We start from the raw sequence: 19,257 nt of genomic DNA, 5'->3' as shown, positions 1-19,257 counted from the left end.
AATGTCCAATAATGGCAGTTAAAAAAACACTTGCCGCTTCCTGCCTGTTGGGTGCCAGCCTGCTGGCCCAGGCGCAGAGCAGCATGACCCCTTTTGTGGTTCAGGATATTCAGGTTAACGGCCTGCAGCGGGTCACCCTGGGGGCGGCCCTGCTCAGCCTGCCGGTGCGGGTGGGGGAAGAGATTGACGACTCTCGTCTGGCCGAGGCGATCAAGAGCCTCTATGCCTCCGGCAACTTCGAAGATGTGCAGCTGCTGCGCGATGGCAACGTGCTGGTGGTCCAGGTGACCGAACGGCCCACCATTGCCGGTATCAGTTTCAGCGGCAACAAGGAAATCAAGGAAGAGCAACTCAGGGAGAGCCTGGAGGGCGCGGGCGTGCGGGTCGGCGAGCCGCTGGATCGCACTACCCTGAGTTCGCTCGAAAAGGGACTGGAAGATTTTTACTACGGCGTGGGCAAGTACTCGGCCCAGGTCAAGGCGGTGCTGACGCCGCTGCCCCGTAACCGGGTGGATCTGAAGTTTGAATTCGTGGAAGGCCCGGCGGCGGAAATCAAGCAGATCAATATCGTCGGCAACCGCGCCTTCAGCGAGGCACAACTGCTGGCCCAGCTGCAGCTGTCCGACAGCGTGCCCTGGTGGAACTTTATGGCCGACCAGCGCTACCAGAGGCAGAAGCTGGCCGGCGATATCGAGACCCTGCGCTCCTACTACCGGGATCGGGGCTATCTCAAGGCGGAGGTGACCTCCACCCAGGTGTCCATGTCGCCGGATCGGGAAGGGGTCTATATCACCCTGAACGTGGAGGAAGGTGAACAGTACCGGGTGTCAAGCGTGAGCCTGCGGGGGGATTTGATCGACCGCCGGCGCGAGCTGGAGGCCATGGTGCCGATGCGGGCGGGGGATCTCTATTCCGCCGCCGACGTGGCGCACCTGGAAGAGGTATTGTCCAAGTTCCTGGGCCGCTTCGGCTACGCCTACCCGCGCATCAATACCTTCCCGCAGATCGACGAGGCGACCAAGCAGGTGGAGCTGATCGTCAACATCGAGCCGGGTAACAGGGTCTATGTTCGCCGCATCAACTTCAGCGGCAACATCATCACCAAGGATGAGGTGCTGCGCCGGGAAATGCGCCAGATGGAAGGCACCTGGCTGTCGAGCGAAAACGTCGAACAGTCCCGTACCCGCCTGAACCGGCTGGGCTATTTCTCCGATGTGCAGGTGGAGACCCGCCGGGTGCCGGGAGAGGATGACTTGGTCGACCTGGATGTGAATGTCAAGGAGCAGCCCGCCGGCTCCATCAATTTTGGTATCGGCTACGGCACCGACTCGGGTTTCAGCATCCAGGCCGGCCTGCAACAGGACAACTTCCTCGGTACCGGCAACCGGGTGGGCATCAATTCCCAGATGAACGACTATTCCAAGGACGTGTCCCTGGACTACACGGATCCCTACTTCACCGTGGACGGGGTCAGCTTGGGCGGCCGCCTGTATTACCGTGAGTTCGAGGCCCGCAACGCCAACCTGGCGGACTACGACAGCACCACTTACGGTGCCCGTATCCTCAGCGGCTTCCCGATCAACGAAACCAACAGCCTGAATTTCAGCACCGGCTTCGAGCACAACACCCTGGGCAAACCCCAGGACAGCTATCTGCAGCTGGACGATTTCTGGACCCTGCACGGTGAAAACGTCGACAGCAACAACGAGATCAGCTTCAACACCTTCGACGTCAGCGCCGGCTGGACCCGTAATACCCTGAACCGGGGCTTCTTCCCCACCGCCGGCAACCGCCAGAGCCTGAACGCCAAGGTGACGGTGCCGGGATCGGATCTGCAGTACTACAAGCTGAGCTTCGATAACGCCCACTATTTCCCGCTGGACCGGGCCCATAACTGGGTAATGCACGGCAAGTTCCGCGCCGCTTACGGCAACGGTTATGGCGATGCCAGCGATGGTAGCCAGCGGCTGCCGTTCTTCGAGAACTACTACGGCGGCGGTTTCACTACCCTGCGTGGTTTCAAGAGCAACTCGGTGGGCCCGCGGGCGATTTATCCGGAAGGCACGGGGTTGCGCGGCTCTGACAGCTCCATCGGCGGCAACGCCCTGCTGGCGGCCTCGGCGGAGCTGATCGTGCCCACGCCCTTCGCCGGTGAGGATGCCCAGCGTTCCCTGCGGACCAGCCTGTTCGTGGACGTGGGCACCGTCTGGGATACCGAATACTCGGCCTACGACCTGGACTGTGTCAGCGGCTGCGAGCTGATCTACGACTTCGGTTCCCCGTCAAACTTCCGGGCGTCTGCCGGGGTCAGCATGCAGTGGCTGTCGCCGCTGGGGCCCCTGGTGTTCTCCCTGGCCACCCCCATCAAGGATGTCGAGGGTGACAGGACCGAAGTGTTCAACTTCAATATCGGCCGGACCTTCTAATTCGGCGACTGTGGGGTCGAATTTATTCGACCGGGCGCGGCGTGGTGGTTGGAGTGGTCGATTGAAATCGACCCTACAGGGCCAGGCATCGGTCTTCGGCGACGGTAGGGTCGAATTTATTCGACCGGGCGAGGCGCCGGCGTTGGGACGGTCGATTGACATCGATCCTACGTGAAAACATGGCTTACAAGCAGGAGTGTTACCTTGAAACAAATGATGAAGATGTTGGGTGTGATGGCGTTGGTATTGAGCGCCGGTGTGGCCCAGGCCCAGAGTGGCAAGATTGCGGTGGTGGATACCGCCGAAGTGTTCCAGAAAATGCCCCAGCGGCAGGTGGTGGCCAACCAGTTGCAGAAAGAGTTTGAAAACCGGGTCAAGGAGGTCCAGAAACTGGAGGCCGATGGCCGCAGTTTTGTGGAAAAGCAGCAGAAAGACATGGCTTTCATGAACGATCAGCAGAAGGCCGAGGCCCAGAAGAAGCTGAACGAGATGCAGGGCACCTATGTGCAGAAGCGCCGTTCTCTGGAAGAAGATCAGGCCCGCCGCGAGCATGAAGAGCGTCAGAAAATGTTGTCGCGCATCAAGACCGCCATCGATGAAATTACCCGGGCCCAAGGGCTGGAGCTGGTGATTGAGCGCGCCGCCGCCATTTATGTTTCGCCTTCCCTCGATATCACCGAGCAGGTGATCAGTCGGGTCAGCAAGTAAGAGAGCAGTCAATGAAAGTAACGCTGCAAGAGCTGGCCGGCCATCTGGGCGCCGAGCTGAAGGGCGATCCGGGGATGGAGATCACCCGGGTCAACACCCTGGACAAGGCCGGCCCGGGCGAGGTGGCCTTTTTGTCGGACAGCAAGTATCGCCATCTGCTGGCCGAGACCAAGGCGGCCGCCGTGATCCTGAAAGCCGAAGACAGCGTCGCCTGCCCGGTGGCCAGCCTGGTGATGGCCGACCCTTACCTCGGCTTCGCCCTGGCCGCCCAACGACTGGACACCACCCCGCAGCCGGCGGTGGATATCCATCCCAGTGCCGTGGTCGCGCAAGATGCCACCCTGGGGGCGGGCGTGGCCATCGGCGCCAATGCGGTGATCGAATCGGGCGTGGTGCTGGAAGCGGGCGCCGTCGTCGGCCCGGGATGCTTTATCGGTAAAAACAGCAAGTTGGGGGCCCGCACCCGGCTGTGGGCCAATGTCACCCTCTACCACAATGTGGTGCTGGGCAGCGACTGCTTGGTGCAGTCGGGGACGGTGATCGGCGCCGACGGTTTCGGTTATGCCAACAACAAGGGCGAATGGGTCAAGATCCCCCAGCTCGGCGGTGTGGTGATTGGCAACCGGGTGGAAATCGGTGCCTGCACCACCATAGACCGCGGTGCCCTGGGCGACACCCTTATCGCCGATAACGTGATCATCGATAACCAGTGCCAGATAGCCCACAACGTGGAGATCGGCTATGGTACCGCCATGGCCGGTGGTACCATCATGGCCGGTAGTCTGAAAGTCGGGAAATATTGTATCATTGGCGGTGCTTCGGTCTTCAACGGCCATATGGAGATTTGCGACGGGGTCACCATCACCGGCATGGCCATGGTGATGCGGCCCATTACCGAGCCCGGCGTCTATTCCTCCGGCATACCGTTGCAGACCAACAAAGAGTGGCGCAAAACGGCGGCGCGGGTGATGCGCATCGACGACATGCACAAGCGGCTCAGCCGGCTTGAAAAACAACTAAATAACAGTTCCGAAGAGTAGGTCGCTGGCTGCACCAGGATCGGCTGTTTGGACAAAAAACTAAGCGATTGGTAGGGTTACATTTTGAATAACGAACTGAATCAGTTGGACATCCAGGAGATCCTGGAACTGTTGCCGCACCGTTACCCTTTTCTGATGGTCGACCGGGTGGCGCATTATGAAATTAGCCCCGAGCGCAAGACCCTGAGAGGCATCAAGAACGTGTCTTTCAACGAGCCGATGTTTACCGGCCACTTCCCCCAGAAACCGGTGTTCCCGGGAGTCTTGATCCTGGAAGCCATGGCCCAGGCCACCGGCATTCTGGCGTTCAAGATGGTGGGCAAGCCCAAGCCGAACGAGCTGTATTACTTTGCCTCCATCGATAACGCCCGTTTCAAGCGTCCCGTGGTGCCGGGCGACCAGTTGGTGCTGGATGTGGTGTATTTGAAGGAGCGCCGCGGTATCGCTAAATTTACCGGAGTTGCCACCGTTGACGGTGAAGTGGTCTGTACCGCCGAACTGATGTGTGCCAAACGCGAGGGTTGAGTGTGACTGAACAAAGTGCAGTGATCCATGAAACCGCCATCGTCCATCCGGATGCCAAACTGGGCAAGGGGGTAGAAATCGGCCCCTGGACCCTGATCGGCCCGGAAGTGGAGATCGGCGACGGTTGCTGGATTGGTCCCCATGTGGTGATCAAGGGACCGACCCGGATAGGCAAGCGTAACCGCATCTTCCAGTTTGCGTCCATCGGCGAAGACTGCCAGGACAAGAAGTACGCCGGCGAGCGGACCTTCCTGGACATCGGCGATGACAACGTGATCCGCGAATCCTGCACTTTCCACCGGGGCACCGCCCAGGATGAGGGCCTGACCCGGGTGGGCAGCCGCAACCTCTTCATGGTGAACGTGCACGTGGCCCACGACTGCCGTATCGGTGACGACTGCATTTTCGCCAATAACGCCACCCTGGCCGGGCACGTGCATATCGGGGATCACGTTATCTTCGGTGGCCATGCCGCCATTCACCAGTTCGGCCGGGTCGGCAGCCACGCCTTTATCGCCGGTTGTGCCGCCCTGAACAAGGACGTGCCGCCCTACGTGATGGCCGCCGGCCTCTATGCCAAGCCGTTCGGCATCAACTCCGAAGGGTTGCGCCGCCGCGGTTTTTCCGCCGAAGCCATCTCCGCCATCAAGCTGGCCTACAGGGAAATTTTCCGCAGCGGCAAGACGGTGGCGGAAGTGCTCCCGGTGCTCGAGGCGCTGAATGAAAAGCAACCGGAAGTGGGTATCATGATTGAGTTTCTCAAGCAAAATGAACGTGGGATCATTCGTGCCTGAGTCGCAACGCCCGCTGCGCATCGGAATCGTCGCCGGGGAAGTCTCCGGCGATACTTTAGGTGCGGGTCTTATCCGTGAGCTCCGTGCCCGCCATCCCGACGCCCTGTTCGAAGGTATCGCCGGCCCGCAGATGGTGGCCGCCGGCTGTCGTGCGCTGTTCGATATGGATGAACTGGCGGTGATGGGCGTGGTGGAAGTGCTGGGGCGGTTGCCACGTATCCTGCATCTCCGCCGCCAGATAGTGCGCCACTTTATCGACAATCCGCCGGATGTGTTCGTGGGTATCGATGCCCCGGATTTCAACATCGGGGTTGAACTCAAGCTGAAAAAAGCCGGTATCCCGACATTGCATTACGTCAGCCCTTCGGTCTGGGCCTGGCGGCAGAATCGGATCCACAAGATCAAGGCGGCCACCGACCAGGTGCTGGCCTTCCTGCCGTTCGAAAAAGCCTTCTATGACAGGTTCGACGCCCCCTGCCGTTTTATCGGCCATACCCTGGCGGATCAGATGCCGCTCACTCCCGATACCCGGGGGGCACGGGAACGATTGGGGCTGGACCCGGAAGGCACCTATCTCGCCCTGCTGCCCGGCAGCCGCCATGCGGAGGTCACCCTGCTGAGCCCGGTGTACCTGGAAGCCTGCAAACAGCTCAAGGTTCGCCATCCGGAGCTGGAATTCGTGGTGCCCCTGGTCAACGCCAAGCGGCGGCAGGAATTCCTGGCCATCAAGCAGCAGGTGGCACCGACCCTGGATATCACCCTGGTGGAAGGCCGGGGGCGGGAGGTGATGACCGCCGCCGACGTGGTCCTGCTGGCGTCGGGCACCGCCACTCTGGAGGCCATGCTGGCCAAGAAACCCATGGTGGTGGGCTACAAGCTCAAGGACTTCAGCTACTGGCTGGCCCAGCGCCTGGTCAAGACCGAGCATGTGTCCCTGCCCAACTTGCTGGCCGACCAGACCCTGGTGGCGGAGCTGATCCAGCACGAATGCACCCCGGGCCATATCGTGGACGAGGTAGGCAAGCTGCTGGAACACGACAACAGCGAGCTGATTGCCCGCTTTACCCGGTTGCATAAACAGATCCGCTGCAACGCCGATGAACAGGCTGCCCTGGCGGTACTGGAGCTGGCCCGGCAGCCATGAGCGACATCATCTACCCCGCAAACGTCCTGGTCGCCGGTGTGGACGAAGTCGGGCGCGGCCCCCTGGTGGGGGACGTGGTCACCGCCGCGGTGATCCTCGACCCTTGCCGTCCCATTCCCGGCTTGGCCGACTCCAAGAAAATCAGCGAGAAAAAACGCGAGCAGTTGGCCCCCCTTATCCGTGAGCGGGCCCTGGCCTGGGCCATTGGCCGTTGCTCGCCCGGCGAGATCGATGAACTGAACATTCTTCATGCCACCCTGCTGGCCATGCAGCGGGCGGTGGCGGCGCTGGGCGTGCAACCCGGTTTTGTGTTTATCGACGGCAACCGCTGCCCGGTCTTGCCGATGCCGGCCCAGGCCGTGGTGAAGGGCGACAGCCGGGTGGCCGAGATCAGTGCCGCCTCCATCCTGGCCAAGGTGGCCCGGGATCAGGAGATGGTGGCGCTCGACGCCCGCCATCCCCAATATGGTTTTGCCCGCCACAAGGGCTACCCCACCCAGGAACACCTGGCCGCCCTGGCCCGCTTCGGTGCCCTGCCCGAACACAGGCGCAGTTTCAGGCCGGTGGCCCTGGCCCTGGCGGAGGAGCGATGACGACTCCTTTTATTCATCTGCGCGTCCATTCGGATTTTTCCATGGTGGACGGCCTGGCCAAGATAAGCCCCATCAACAAGCGGGTGCGGGAGCTGGGTTATCCGGCCCTGGCGCTGACCGACCAGATGAACCTGTGTGGCCTGGTGCGCTTCTACGGCGACGCCCACGGCAAGGGACTCAAACCCCTAGTCGGTACCGACATCTGGGTGCAGAGCGAAGAGCTCGGTGAGCAAGTGTTCCGCCTGACGTTGCTGGCCATGGACAACACCGGCTACCAGAATATCACCCTGCTGATATCAAAGGCTTACGAGCGCGGCCATGTCCAGCATCGGCCCTTGGTCGACAAGGCCTGGCTGGCCGAGCACAGCCAGGGGATCCTCCTCCTCTCCGGTGCGCGGGAAGGGGATGTGGGTATGGGCCTGCTGAAAGGCAATGACGCCCTGGTGGAGCAGTGCCTCGCCTTTTACCGGCAGCACTTTGCCGACCGTTATTACCTGGAGCTGCTGCGTACCGAGCGGCCGGACGAAGAAAGCTACCTGCACATGGCGGTGGCGCTGGCAGAGCGGGAAGGGTTGCCGGTGGTGGCCACCAACGAGGTGGTGTTCCTCGACAAGAGCGACTTCGAGGCCCACGAGATCCGGGTGGCCATCCACGACGGCTACACCCTGGACGACAAACGCCGGCCGCGCCGCTACAGCGCCGAGCAGTACCTGAAAAGCCCGGCCGAGATGGCCGAGTTGTTCGCCGACATCCCCGAGGCGCTGGAAAACAGCGTGGAAATCGCCAAGCGCTGCAACGTGACGGTGCGCCTGGGCGAGTATTTCCTGCCGGACTTTCCCACCGGCGACATGAGCATCGAAGACTTTCTGGTCAAGTGCTCGCAAGAGGGGCTGGAAGAGCGGCTCGCCTTCCTGTTCCCGGAGCCGGCCGTGCGCGCCGAGAAGCGCGGCGAATACGATGATCGGCTCAGGATAGAGCTGGAAGTGATCAACCAGATGGGCTTCCCCGGTTACTTCCTGATCGTGATGGAGTTTATCCAGTGGTCCAAGGATAACGGCATTCCGGTGGGGCCGGGGCGGGGCTCGGGTGCCGGATCCCTGGTGGCCTATGCGCTCAAGATCACCGACCTGGACCCCCTCGAGTTCGACCTGCTGTTCGAACGCTTCCTCAACCCGGAGCGGGTGTCGATGCCCGACTTCGATATCGACTTCTGCATGGACAGGCGCGACGAGGTGATCGACCACGTGGCCGAGCTGTACGGCCGGGACGCGGTGAGCCAGATCATCACCTTCGGTACCATGGCCGCCAAGGCGGTGGTGCGCGACGTGGGCCGGGTACTGGGCCACCCCTACGGTTTCGTCGACCGCATCTCCAAGCTGATACCGCCGGATCCGGGCATGACCCTGGCCAAGGCGTTCGAGGCCGAGCCCAAACTGCCCGAGCTCTACGAGCAGGACGAAGAGGTCAAGGCGCTGATCGACATGGCGCGTGCGCTGGAAGGGGTGACCCGCAACGCCGGCAAGCACGCCGGCGGCGTGGTCATCGCGCCCACCAAAATCACCGACTTCTCGCCGCTCTACTGCGACGAGCACGGCCGCAACCCGGTCACCCAGTTCGACAAGAACGACGTGGAATACGCCGGCCTGGTCAAGTTCGACTTCCTCGGCCTGCGTACCCTGACCATCATCGACTGGGCGCTGGGGATGATCAACCCGCGCCTGGCGAAGGAAGGCAAGCCAGCGGTGGATATCGCCGCCATTCCCATCGACGACCAGGCCTCGTTCAAGGTACTCAAGCGCTTCGAGACCACGGCGGTGTTCCAGCTCGAATCCCGCGGCATGAAGGATCTGATAAAACGGCTGCAGCCGGACTGCTTCGAGGACATGATAGCCCTGGTGGCGCTGTTCCGTCCCGGGCCGCTGCAGTCGGGCATGGTCGACAACTTCATCGACCGCAAGCACGGCCGGGAAGCCATTTCCTACCCGGACGAACAGTGGCAGCACGAGTCGCTAAAGCCTATCCTGGAGCCGACCTACGGCATCATCCTCTACCAGGAGCAGGTGATGCAGATAGCCCAGGTGCTGGCGGGCTACTCCCTGGGCGGCGCCGACCTGCTGCGCCGGGCCATGGGCAAGAAAAAACCGGAGGAGATGGCCAAACAGCGGGCCGGTTTCGAAGAGGGCGCGCGGGCCAACGGCATCGACGGCGAGCTGGCGATCAAGATCTTCGACCTGGTGGAAAAGTTCGCCGGTTACGGCTTCAACAAGTCCCACTCCGCCGCCTACGCCCTGGTGTCCTACCAGACCCTGTGGCTGAAGACCCACTACCCGGCCGAATTCATGGCGGCGGTGATGACCGCCGACATGGACAACACCGACAAGGTGGTGACCCTGGTGGACGAGTGCCAGCGCATGGGGCTGACCCTGCTGCCGCCGGACGTCAACTCCGGTCGCTACCGCTTTACCGTCAACGAGGACGGCCATATCGTCTATGGCATAGGCGCCATCAAGGGGGTGGGCGAGGCGCCCATCGAGGCCATCCTCGAGGCCCGGGAGCAGGGCGGTCCCTTCCGGGATCTGTTCGATTTCTGCAACCGGGTCGACCTGAAAAAGCTCAACAAACGGGTGATGGAAAAGCTGATCCTCTCCGGCGCCATGGACCGGTTGGGGCCGCACCGGGCCTCGCTGATGGCCACCCTGGCCGAGGCCATGCAGGCCGCCGACCAGCACGCCAGGGCCGAGGCCCTGGGCCAGGGCGACATGTTCGGGGTGCTGGTGGAGGAGGAGAACATCGAGCACGCCTTCGCCGAGGTGACACCCTGGCCGGACAAGGTGTGGCTGGAAGGGGAGCGGGACACGCTCGGGCTCTATCTTACCGGCCACCCGATCAATCAGTATGCAAAAGAGCTGCGCCATTACACCGGTGGCCGGCTGAACGAGGTGCAGCCCACCGGACGGGATCGCAGTACCACAGTGGCGGGGCTGGTGATTGCCGCCCGGGTGATGACCACCAAGCGCGGCAACCGCATGGGCATCCTCACCCTGGACGACAAGTCCGGCCGGCTGGACGTGACTCTGTTTTCGGATGCGCTGGATCGCTATGAGTCTTTGCTGGAAAAGGATAAAATCCTGGTCATCAGCGGACAGGTCAGCTTTGACGACTTCTCCGGCGGCCTTAAAATGTCGGCACGGGAAGTGCTTGATATTAGCGACGCCCGCGAGCGTTTTGCCCGCGGGCTACAATTGAACATCGACAAAAGCCAGATCGATCAGGGCTTTTTTACCCAATTGCTGGACATACTCACGCCGGTGAGGGCGGGGGTCTGTCCTGTTCGAGTGACCTATCACAGACCGGGAGCACGGGCGCAGCTGACTCTGGGAACCGAGTGGCGGGTAACCCCCACCGACCAGATGCTGGAGTCGCTGAAGCAGTTGCTGGGTCAGGATAAGGTCGCGCTGATTTTTGAATAGAGGGGACCTATGAGCCACCATTTTCTGGATTTTGAACAACCCATCGCAGAGCTTCAGGCCCAAATTGAAGAACTCCGTCATGTCAGCGAAGGGGACGGCCTGGACATCGACCTGGACGAAGAGGTCAAGCGCCTGGAGGTGAAGCGGGACGAGCTGACCCGCAAGGTGTTCAGCAACCTGGGCCCCTGGCAGATCTCCCAGCTGGCCCGGCATCCGCGCCGCCCCTATACCCTGGACTATATCGAGATGATGTTCGGTGAGTTCGACGAACTGGCCGGGGATCGCGCCTACGCGGACGACAAGGCCATCGTCGGTGGCGTGGCCCGTTTCGAGGGCCGTCCGGTGATGGTGATCGGCCAGCAGAAGGGACGGGAAACCAAGGAGAAGATCAAGCGCAACTTCGGCATGCCCCGTCCCGAGGGCTACCGCAAGGCGTTGCGGCTGATGGAAATGGCCGAGCGCTTCAAGATGCCGATCCTCACCTTTATCGACACCCCCGGCGCCTATCCGGGCGTGGGGGCGGAAGAGCGCGGCCAGTCCGAGGCCATCGCCCGTAACCTCAAGGTGATGGCCGGGCTCAAGACCCCCATCGTCTGCACCGTGATCGGCGAGGGCGGCTCCGGGGGCGCCCTGGCCATCGGCGTGGGCGACCGGGTCAACATGCTGCAGTATTCCACCTACTCGGTGATCTCGCCGGAAGGCTGCGCCTCCATCCTGTGGAAGAGCGCCGACAAGGCCTCGGTGGCGGCGGAAGCCATGGGCATCACCGCCGAGCGTATCCACGAACTGAAGCTTATCGACAACGTGGTGGAAGAGCCCATGGGCGGTGCCCACAGCAACCCCTGGCTGATGGCCGAGCGGCTCAAGGCCCGGTTGCAGGCCGATCTGAGCGCCCTGGAGCTGCTCGATACCGACACCTTGCTGGAACAACGTTACCAGCGGCTGATGAAATACGGTTACTGCTGATGAAAAGGTGAGGTGGGAGGGGAGAGGTGTGAAGAGCCCTTCCCGCCTCCTCCGTTGTTCCATTCCCTCTGACGCCTCACCCCAGTGTAGGGTCGAATTGATTCGACCGGGCACGACGAACGTATTGGACCAGAGGTATGAAGTTCTCGCCATGAAGCTCAAGATCCCGCCGCCTCTCCTTCGTCGATTCAACCGGCTCCTCGGCCTGCTGCTGCTATTGTCATCCTCCCTTTCTGCCGCCCAGGCGCCGCTTTCCCACTATTACCAGGACACCTGGACCACCCGCAACGGCCTGCCCCACAACTCCATCAACGCCATCGCCCAGACCAGCGAAGGCTACCTGTGGTTTGCCACCTGGGAAGGGGTGGCCCGTTACAACGGCCGGGAGTTCAGGGTGTTCGAGCGGGGCGAGCACACCGGCCTGCCCGACTCCGGGCTGCGCAGCCTGACGCCGGACGGCCAGGGTGTGCTGGTGGCCGGGGCACGGGGCGGCGTCAGCCGCTACGAGCAGCAGCGCTGGACGGCCGAGCCGCCGGTGGCCGCCATGGTCAACCATGTGCTGCGCGACCGCCGTGGTCGCTTGTGGTTCGCCACCGAGGGCGAGGGCATCTATATGCGCGACGGCGGGGGCGAGCACCACTACGGCGTGGCCGAGGGCCTGCCCGGGGCCGGGGTCTACCGCCTGCTGGAAGACGACGACGGGCGGATATGGGCCGGCACCTCCCAGGGCCTGGCCTGGATCCGGGACGGCGAGGTGGCCGTGGTGCCCGGGGTGCCGCCGGTGCCGGTGCTGGCCCTGCTGCACGACGAGCGGGGGCGCCTGCTGATCGGCTCCGAGCAGGGGCTCTATGCGTGGGAGGACGACAGCGCCCGGCCCCATTCACCGGCCCTGGCGGGGGAGGCCGTCAGCAGTCTGCTGCTGGATGACGAAGGTTCCCTCTGGCTGGGTACCATCGACCGGGGGCTGGTCCGGGTCAGCCGGTTTGGCCTGGAGCGCCTGGGGCTGGCGCAGGGGCTGCCGGACAAGCGGGTGGTGTCGCTGTTCCAGGACGCCGAGCGCAGCATCTGGGTGGGCACCAATGGCGGCCTGCTGCGGTTGCGCGACGCCCCCTTCACCAGCTACACCCAGGACGACGGCCTGGCCGGCAACTATGTGCGCACCGTGCTGGCCCACAGCGACGGCTCGGTCTGGGTGGGCAGCAGCAACGGGTTCAGCCAGATCCGCGGTGACAGCATCACCAGCCTGCCGCTGCGCCTGCCCGATGGCGGCATTCCCTCCGTGCTCAGCCTGGCCGAAGGCCGGCGAGGCGAGCTGTGGGTGGGGACCTATACCCATGGCCTGTTGCGGCTGCAGGACGGAGAGCTGGCGGAGATCCTCGACCGGGAGAGCGGCCTCGGCGCCAACGAGGTGCGGGCCGTGTTGCCGGCCCGGGACGGTAGCCTCTGGGTGGGCACCGCCAAGGGGTTGAACCGGCTGGCGGAGGACGGCATCCGCACCTATACCCAGGCGGACGGCCTGCCCGGCGACTTTGTGATGAACCTGTTCGAGGCGGTGAACGGCGATATCTGGGTGGGGACCGGGGTGGGGGCGGCCCGGGTGCGCGACGGCACCGTCACGCCGCTCTACCTCAACAGCCAGGAAAACGCCGAGTACGCCTTCGGCTTTTACCAGGAGCCGGATGGCCGCCACCTGTGGATGGCCACCGACCGGGGCCTGCTGCGCTACCGCTACCGGGACGGCAACCTGGCGGTGGTGGGGCGCCGGCACGGCCTGCCGGTGGAGAAGATGTTCCAGCCCGTGGCGGACCGGCTGGGCGGGCTCTGGCTGACCACCAACAGGGGCATTATCCGCATTGAGCAGGCCGATGCCCACCGGGTGGCCGACGGCGAGCTGGCGCAGGTTGGCTTCGAGCTGTTCGGGGAAGGGGACGGCATGGCCAGCAGCCAGGCCAACGGCGGCTCGGGCCCGGCGGCGGTGCAGGCCGCCGACGGCAGCGTCTGGATTGCCACCGCCAAGGGCGTGGCCCGGGTGCAGCCGGAGCGGCTGGCCGACTTTGGCCGGAGCCGGCTGCCGGTGGTGCTGGAGGGGGTGGAGGTCAACGGCCAGTCGACGGGGATAGCGGGCCCCCAGCGGCTGGCGGCGGGCAGCGAGCGCCTGCAATTGCGCTTTGCCGGCCTGGGCTACGTGATGCCGGAGCGCATCCGCTACCGTACCCTGCTGGAAGGCTTCGATCAGGATTGGGTGCCGCGTGAGCACCAGACCCAGGCCGAGTACACCAACCTGCCGCCGGGGCGTTATCTGTTCCGGGTGGCGGCGGCCTATCCCTACGGTGACTGGAGCGAACAGGAAGCCCGCCTGGCCTTTACCATAGCGCCCTTTTTCTGGCAGCGGTCCCTGTTCTGGTGGAGCCTGGCTGCCCTGGGCCTGGGCGGTGTCTGGCTGCTGATGCGGTTGCGCCTGCGGCTGCTGCGGCGGCGGGCCGAACAGCTGGAGCAGCAGGTGGCGGAGAAGACCGGCGAGCTGCAACGCCAGTCCCAGGCGTTCGAGCGCCAGGCGCGGGAAGACCAGCTGACCGGCCTGGCCAATCGCCGGGCCTTCGACGAAGGGCTGCAGGCGGCCTGGGCCAGCCGGGGCACGGCGCCGCTGTGCCTGGCGGTGCTGGACATCGACCATTTCAAGCAGGTGAACGATCGCTGGTCCCATGCGGTGGGCGACCAGGCCATCCAGGCGGTGGCCGCGGTATTGCGGCGCGAGCTGCGGGCCGGGGATCTGGCGGCGCGCTGGGGCGGAGAAGAGTTCACCCTGCTGTTGCCGGGCACCACCGTCGAGGATGCCCGCCGCATCTGCGAACGGGTGCGCCGGGCCATTGAGGAAATGGACTGCGGCCCCATCGCCGCCGGCCTGTGCCTGAGCGTCAGCCTGGGGCTGGCGGAGGCGGGCACCCTGCCCGACGAAGACAAGCTGCTGTCCTGCGCCGACAAGGCCCTGTACCGGGCCAAGCGCGAGGGCCGCAACCGGGTGGAGTTATGGTCGTGAGCGCGCTTTACCCGCACTTTTGCCGCAAGATGCAGGCGCTGGCGCCGGCCGGGCGCTGGTTCGTGGCCTTCAGCGGCGGGCTCGACTCCACCGTGCTGCTGGCGCTGTGTGCCCGCCTGGCCGCCGGGCAGGGCAGGGCGCTGACGGCGCTTCACGTTCATCATGGCCTGCAGGCGGTAGCGGACGCCTGGCCCGCCCATTGTGCCGCCGTGGCCAGCCGGCTGGGGGTACCTTGCCGTACCCTGTATGTGCAGGTGGCGCTGGGGCCGCGCATCAGCCTGGAGGCGGCGGCGCGGGAGGCCCGCTACCGGGCGCTGGCGGCTGAGCTAGCGCCCGGGGACGCCCTGCTGACCGGCCACCACCGGGACGATCAGGCCGAAACCCTGTTGCTGGCGCTCAAGCGCGGCGCCGGGGTGGCGGGGCTGGCAGCCATGCCGGCGAGCCGGCCGCTCGGCGCCGGGGTGCAGCTGCGCCCCCTGCTGGACTGCTCCCGCCAGCAGCTGGAAGCCCATGCCCGGGAGGCCGGACTGAGCTGGGTCGAGGATCCCAGCAATGCCGACAACCGCTTCGATCGCAACTTTCTGCGCAACGAGATCCTGCCTAGGCTGCAGGCCCAGTGGCCCTCTTTTATGGACACCCTGAGCCGCAGCGCCGAGCTGTGCGCCGAGCAACTGGATCTGGCCGGCGAGCTGGCGGCGCAGGATCTGCCTGGGCTGCTGACGGCCGGCGGCGGCCTGTCGGTGGCCGGGCTGGCCCGGCTCAGCCCGGCCCGGCGCGGCAATGCCCTGCGCCACTGGCTGCAGGGCCAGGGCATCCATTGCAGCCGGGTCCAACTGACGGCCCTGTGGCGGGAGCTGGCCCTGGCCCGCCCCGACGCCACGCCGCAGCTCCGGCTGGGGCAGAAAGAGGTCCGCCGTTACCAGGGCGCGCTCTACCTGCCCGAGCCGGGGCCGGCGCCGCGACCCCTGCCGGCCTTGCAGGCCGGCACCTGGCAGGACTGCGGGGCAGGGCGGATAAGGCTTGAGTGGACAGAGACGGGCGCGGAGCTGGCCGCCGGCCTGGATCCGGCCCGGTTGCACCTGGCCTTTGGCGTACCGGGCCTGCGTGCCCGACCGCTGGGGCGGACCGGCTCCCGGCCGCTGAAGAAACTGTGGCAGGAATACGCCATTCCGCCCTGGCAACGGGAGCGTATCCCCCTGCTGCTGGACGGCGACCGGCTGGTGGCGGCGTTGGGGGTCTTCATCAGCCAGGAGTACGCCTCTCTCCCGGATCGGCCCGGCTGGCGCCTGCAGTGGCAGCCCCAGGACGGGCAGAACCACTGAATAAGGGCGCGGGCGGCCCGCCCGCAAGAGGTGCTGCATCCCGGCCAAAGGTTCCCGCCGCGCGGGAATGCAGGCGAGCCGCCTGCGCTCCAGGGAGCGGCGGGCGTCTTAAATACCGAGGCGATGTTATTCAGCCGGTCTTCCGCAGGGGCTCGTCCACCAGCAGAAAGCGGCATACTTCATCGAGGCGATCGTAGGTATCCCGATAGCCCAGCTCGATCAGTTCCTGGCAGTAGTCCTGCTCGAACAGCAGGAAGCTGGCCAGGCCGGTGGCATCCCCCGCATTGACCCCGAACAACCGTAACAGGCCGCGAATATTGAGCGGCAGCTTATGGAAGTGCCTGAGGGTGAGATCGTCCAGGTTCTTGCTCGGCTTGAGCACCAGGTTGTCGATATGGCGCAGGGAGAGCTGTTCCCGCTTGCGTTCCGGTACCAGCTTGATGGTGCTGTTGATCCGCTGCAGTCGCTCTATGTCCGAGGTCAAGGCATCGGTAAAGATGGTGTCGAGCAGGTGGCCGGCAATATCCGAGCTGCTCGGGTCGCTGCGCAGTACGTTGGGGTCTGTTTCTTCCGCGGCCAGGCTGATGATCAGGATCTTGCGGGCCCCCAGATGGATGGCCGGGCTGAGCGGATTGAGCTGGTGGATGGAGCCATCGCCATAGTAATGGTTCTGCAGCCGACAGGGCTTGAATACAAAGGGCAGGGCGCTGCTGGCGAGCAGATGGGGCGGTGCTATGATGGCGGAACGGCCCGAACGACCGGCCCTGGCCCAGGGCTGATGATAGGGGCGCCCCTGGAAAAAGGTGGTGGAATCACCGGTATCGTAATTGGAGGCGGTGATGGCCAGTACCTCCAGGGCCCCATAGAGCAGGTTGTTGTCGATACGCTGGAAGTCGATCAGTTTTTCCAGCAGGCGTTCCAGCGGGCTGTTATCGAACAGCGACAAGCGGTTGTCGTTGGGTTTGCCGATAAGATCGAGCACCATGCCCTTGGCCGAGTGGAGCAGGACGCGGCCGGCTTGCAGCTGCAGAATATCTTCGGTATGCAAGTGACGCCATACGTATTCCAGCTTGCGTATTCCCAGATGGAAACAGGAGGCGTAACAGGCCAGGCCGGTGGCGTTGATGGCGCCGGCCGAAGTACCGCACAGTATGGGGAAGGGGATCGGCTGCCCGCGCGGGTAGCACTCTGAAATGGCCTTGATCACGCCCACCTGATAGGCCGCCCGGGCACCGCCCCCGGTCAGCACCAGTGCACAGGCATTGCTCTCTTCTTGTTCCATGGCGATCCCCCTTTTTGCTCAGTATAAGTGCTTGTTAATGGAGCAGAAAGTGTCGATTAACCGGCATGTGAACAAGCGCAGGTTGTGAGGGGGAGGCGGAAGGTTTGAGGGGGAAATGGTCGTTGTAGGGTCGAATTTATTCGACCAAACCACGGCGCCGTTGGCCGAAAGGTCCGTTGAAACGGACCCTACGGCTTTACTTTTTATGCCTAACCGGCCAGGGCTTGGCGGATCTGGGTTACGACCTCGTCGATGGCCACTTCCAGCTTGTCGCCGCCGCGGCGGGTCTTGTACTCCACCACGCCGTTATCCAGGCCGCGTTCGCCGATGACGATGCTGTGGGGCACGCCCAGCAGCTCCATGTCGGCGAACATTACGCCAGGGCGCTCCTTGCGATCGTCGAACAACACCTCGATGCCGGCGGCGCTCAGTTCGGCGTAGAGTTTCTCCGCCACGTCCTGCACCCGATGGGACTTGTGCATGTTCATGGGGATGATGGCCACCTGGAAGGGGGCGATGGCATCCGGCCAGATAATGCCGCGCTCGTCATGGTTCTGCTCGATGGCGGCGGCCACGATGCGGGAGACACCGATGCCGTAGCAGCCCATTTCCAGCACTACCGCCTTGCCGTCTTCGTTCAGCACGGTGGCGTTCATCTTGGCGGAGTAGTTGTTGCCCAGCTGGAAGATGTGGCCCACTTCGATACCGCGCTTGATCTGCAGCACCCCCTTGCCGTCGGGGCTGGGATCCCCTTCCTTGACGTTACGCAGGTCGGCCACTTCCGGTAGCGGCAGATCCCGGCCCCAGTTGATACCGAAGTAGTGCTTGTCTTCGATATTGGCGCCGGCGCCGAAGTCGCTCATCACCGCCACGGCGCGGTCGATGACCACAGGTACCGGCATATTGAGCGGCCCCAGGGAGCCGGGGCCGGCACCCACCAGAATGCGGATTTCCTCTTCGGTGGCGAAGGTGAGCGGGCTGGCCACCTGGGGCAGTTTCTCGGCCTTGATTTCATTCAGTTCGTGATCGCCCCGCACCATCAGCGCAACCAGGGAGCAGTCTTCGGTTTCGGCGGCGCGCACCAGCAGGGTCTTGACGGTTTTGGTGATGTCCAGCCCGAATTGCCCGACCAGTTCGGCGATGGTCTTGGCGTTGGGGGTGTCCACCAGGGTCAGTTCCTGGGTGGGGGCATCGGCGTGTTCCTTGGGCGCGACCGCCTCCGCCATCTCGATATTGGCGGCGTAATCGGACTCGGTGGAGAAGGCGATATCGTCTTCACCGCTTTGGGCCAGCACGTGGAATTCATGGGAGGCGCTGCCGCCGATGGCGCCGGTATCGGCCAGTACCGCCCGGAAATCCAGGCCCATGCGCTCGAACACCCGGCTGTAGGCCTGGTACATGTCGTCGTAGGTCTGCTGCAGGCTTGCCTGGCTGGTGTGGAAGGAATAGGCGTCCTTCATCAGGAATTCCCGGGCGCGCATCACCCCGAAGCGGGGACGGACTTCATCGCGGAACTTGCTCTGGATCTGGTACAGGTTAAGCGGCAGTTGCTTGTAGGAGGCCACTTCGTTGCGCACCATGGCGGTGATCACTTCCTCGTGGGTCGGGCCCAGCACGAAGGGACGCTCATGCCGGTCCTGCATGCGCAGCAGTTCGGGGCCGAATTTGTCCCAGCGGCCGGTTTCCTGCCACAGGTCGGCGGGCTGCACCATGGGCATGAGCACCTCGATGGCGCCGGCCCGGTTCATTTCTTCCCTTACGATGGCGGCCACCTTGTTCAATACCCGCAGGCCACTGGGCAGCCAGGTGTACAGGCCGGAGGCCAGCTTGCGGATCATGCCCGCGCGCAGCATCAGCTGGTGGCTGATCACTTCGGCATCGCTCGGGGTCTCTTTGAGGGTGGAAAGCAAGTATTGACTGGTACGCATGCGCTTGAACCTTGTTGAGCTT

Annotated in this window: 13 protein-coding genes; 11 read left to right on the top strand and 2 right to left on the bottom strand. The window is 64.0% G+C overall.

The window, feature by feature from the left end; all coding sequences use genetic code 11:
* Positions 1-11: 11 nt before the first annotated feature.
* From bamA to tilS, 11 genes are all read left to right on the top strand, one after another.
* Entirely contained in the window at positions 12-2,426 is a 2,415-nt protein-coding gene (gene bamA, locus JKV55_RS14845; RefSeq protein WP_202087321.1) for an outer membrane protein assembly factor BamA, read from the top strand.
* 213 nt (positions 2,427-2,639) lie between these two features.
* Positions 2,640-3,134, top strand: coding sequence for an OmpH/Skp family outer membrane protein (locus JKV55_RS14840; RefSeq protein ID WP_237332919.1), 495 nt, complete (start codon positions 2,640-2,642; stop codon positions 3,132-3,134).
* A gap of 11 nt (positions 3,135-3,145) precedes the next feature.
* Entirely contained in the window at positions 3,146-4,174 is a 1,029-nt protein-coding gene (gene lpxD / locus JKV55_RS14835) for a UDP-3-O-(3-hydroxymyristoyl)glucosamine N-acyltransferase (RefSeq protein WP_202087316.1), read from the top strand.
* Positions 4,175-4,237: 63 nt separating this feature from the next.
* Entirely contained in the window at positions 4,238-4,699 is a 462-nt protein-coding gene (gene fabZ, locus JKV55_RS14830) for a 3-hydroxyacyl-ACP dehydratase FabZ (RefSeq protein WP_116472487.1), read from the top strand.
* Positions 4,700-4,701: 2 nt separating this feature from the next.
* A complete protein-coding gene (gene lpxA, locus JKV55_RS14825) occupies positions 4,702-5,493 on the top strand; it encodes an acyl-ACP--UDP-N-acetylglucosamine O-acyltransferase (RefSeq protein ID WP_202087314.1) in 792 nt (263 codons plus the stop codon).
* On the top strand, positions 5,468-6,637 hold the full coding sequence (gene lpxB, locus JKV55_RS14820) for a lipid-A-disaccharide synthase (RefSeq protein ID WP_237332896.1): 1,170 nt from the start codon (positions 5,468-5,470) through the stop codon (positions 6,635-6,637). Before lpxA ends, lpxB begins: the two co-directional genes overlap by 26 nt.
* Positions 6,634-7,230 (top strand): ribonuclease HII, encoded by a 597-nt coding sequence (rnhB, locus tag JKV55_RS14815; protein ID WP_202087310.1) that lies wholly within the window; start codon positions 6,634-6,636, stop codon positions 7,228-7,230. The genes lpxB and rnhB overlap by 4 nt, the downstream gene beginning before the upstream one ends.
* Positions 7,227-10,700 (top strand): DNA polymerase III subunit alpha, encoded by a 3,474-nt coding sequence (gene dnaE, locus JKV55_RS14810; RefSeq protein WP_202087308.1) that lies wholly within the window; start codon positions 7,227-7,229, stop codon positions 10,698-10,700. The genes rnhB and dnaE overlap by 4 nt, the downstream gene beginning before the upstream one ends.
* 9 nt (positions 10,701-10,709) lie before the next feature.
* Positions 10,710-11,666: an acetyl-CoA carboxylase carboxyl transferase subunit alpha gene (gene accA, locus JKV55_RS14805; RefSeq protein ID WP_202087306.1), complete on the top strand. Its 957-nt coding sequence runs from the start codon at positions 10,710-10,712 to the stop codon at positions 11,664-11,666.
* A 151-nt stretch (positions 11,667-11,817) separates the two neighbouring features.
* Entirely contained in the window at positions 11,818-14,703 is a 2,886-nt protein-coding gene (locus JKV55_RS14800; RefSeq protein ID WP_202087304.1) for a ligand-binding sensor domain-containing diguanylate cyclase, read from the top strand.
* Complete coding sequence (gene tilS / locus JKV55_RS14795; RefSeq protein WP_369409658.1) at positions 14,700-16,025, top strand: tRNA lysidine(34) synthetase TilS; 1,326 nt, start codon at positions 14,700-14,702, stop codon at positions 16,023-16,025. The genes JKV55_RS14800 and tilS overlap by 4 nt, the downstream gene beginning before the upstream one ends.
* 130 nt (positions 16,026-16,155) lie before the next feature.
* Here the strand turns inward: tilS and JKV55_RS14790 are convergent, their stop codons facing one another.
* Both JKV55_RS14790 and JKV55_RS14785 read right to left on the bottom strand, forming a co-directional pair.
* Positions 16,156-17,307: a patatin-like phospholipase family protein gene (locus JKV55_RS14790; protein WP_202087292.1), complete on the bottom strand. Its 1,152-nt coding sequence runs from the start codon at positions 17,305-17,307 to the stop codon at positions 16,156-16,158.
* A 209-nt stretch (positions 17,308-17,516) separates the two neighbouring features.
* Positions 17,517-19,235, bottom strand: coding sequence for a proline--tRNA ligase (locus JKV55_RS14785; protein WP_202087284.1), 1,719 nt, complete (start codon positions 19,233-19,235; stop codon positions 17,517-17,519).
* Positions 19,236-19,257: the final 22 nt, after the last annotated feature.

It is taken from the genome of Zobellella iuensis (assembly GCF_016746085.1).
Lineage (GTDB): Bacteria > Pseudomonadota > Gammaproteobacteria > Enterobacterales > Aeromonadaceae > Oceanimonas > Oceanimonas iuensis.
Note: the sequence above shows the minus strand (reverse complement) of the source record. Positions and strands in the feature narration are given on the sequence as shown.

What these genes read in the sequence shown, in the direction of transcription:
- bamA (WP_202087321.1), top strand. Translation starts at nt 12, where the DNA reads ATGGCAGTTAAAAAAACACTTGCCGCTTCCTGCCTGTTGGGTGCCAGC.
- JKV55_RS14840 (WP_237332919.1), top strand. Translation starts at nt 2,640, where the DNA reads ATGATGAAGATGTTGGGTGTGATGGCGTTGGTATTGAGCGCCGGTGTG.
- lpxD (WP_202087316.1), top strand. Translation starts at nt 3,146, where the DNA reads ATGAAAGTAACGCTGCAAGAGCTGGCCGGCCATCTGGGCGCCGAGCTG.
- lpxB (WP_237332896.1), top strand. Translation starts at nt 5,468, where the DNA reads ATGAACGTGGGATCATTCGTGCCTGAGTCGCAACGCCCGCTGCGCATC.
- rnhB (WP_202087310.1), top strand. Translation starts at nt 6,634, where the DNA reads ATGAGCGACATCATCTACCCCGCAAACGTCCTGGTCGCCGGTGTGGAC.
- dnaE (WP_202087308.1), top strand. Translation starts at nt 7,227, where the DNA reads ATGACGACTCCTTTTATTCATCTGCGCGTCCATTCGGATTTTTCCATG.
- accA (WP_202087306.1), top strand. Translation starts at nt 10,710, where the DNA reads ATGAGCCACCATTTTCTGGATTTTGAACAACCCATCGCAGAGCTTCAG.
- JKV55_RS14800 (WP_202087304.1), top strand. Translation starts at nt 11,818, where the DNA reads ATGAAGCTCAAGATCCCGCCGCCTCTCCTTCGTCGATTCAACCGGCTC.
- JKV55_RS14790 (WP_202087292.1), bottom strand. Translation starts at nt 17,307, where the DNA reads ATGGAACAAGAAGAGAGCAATGCCTGTGCACTGGTGCTGACCGGGGGC.
- JKV55_RS14785 (WP_202087284.1), bottom strand. Translation starts at nt 19,235, where the DNA reads ATGCGTACCAGTCAATACTTGCTTTCCACCCTCAAAGAGACCCCGAGC.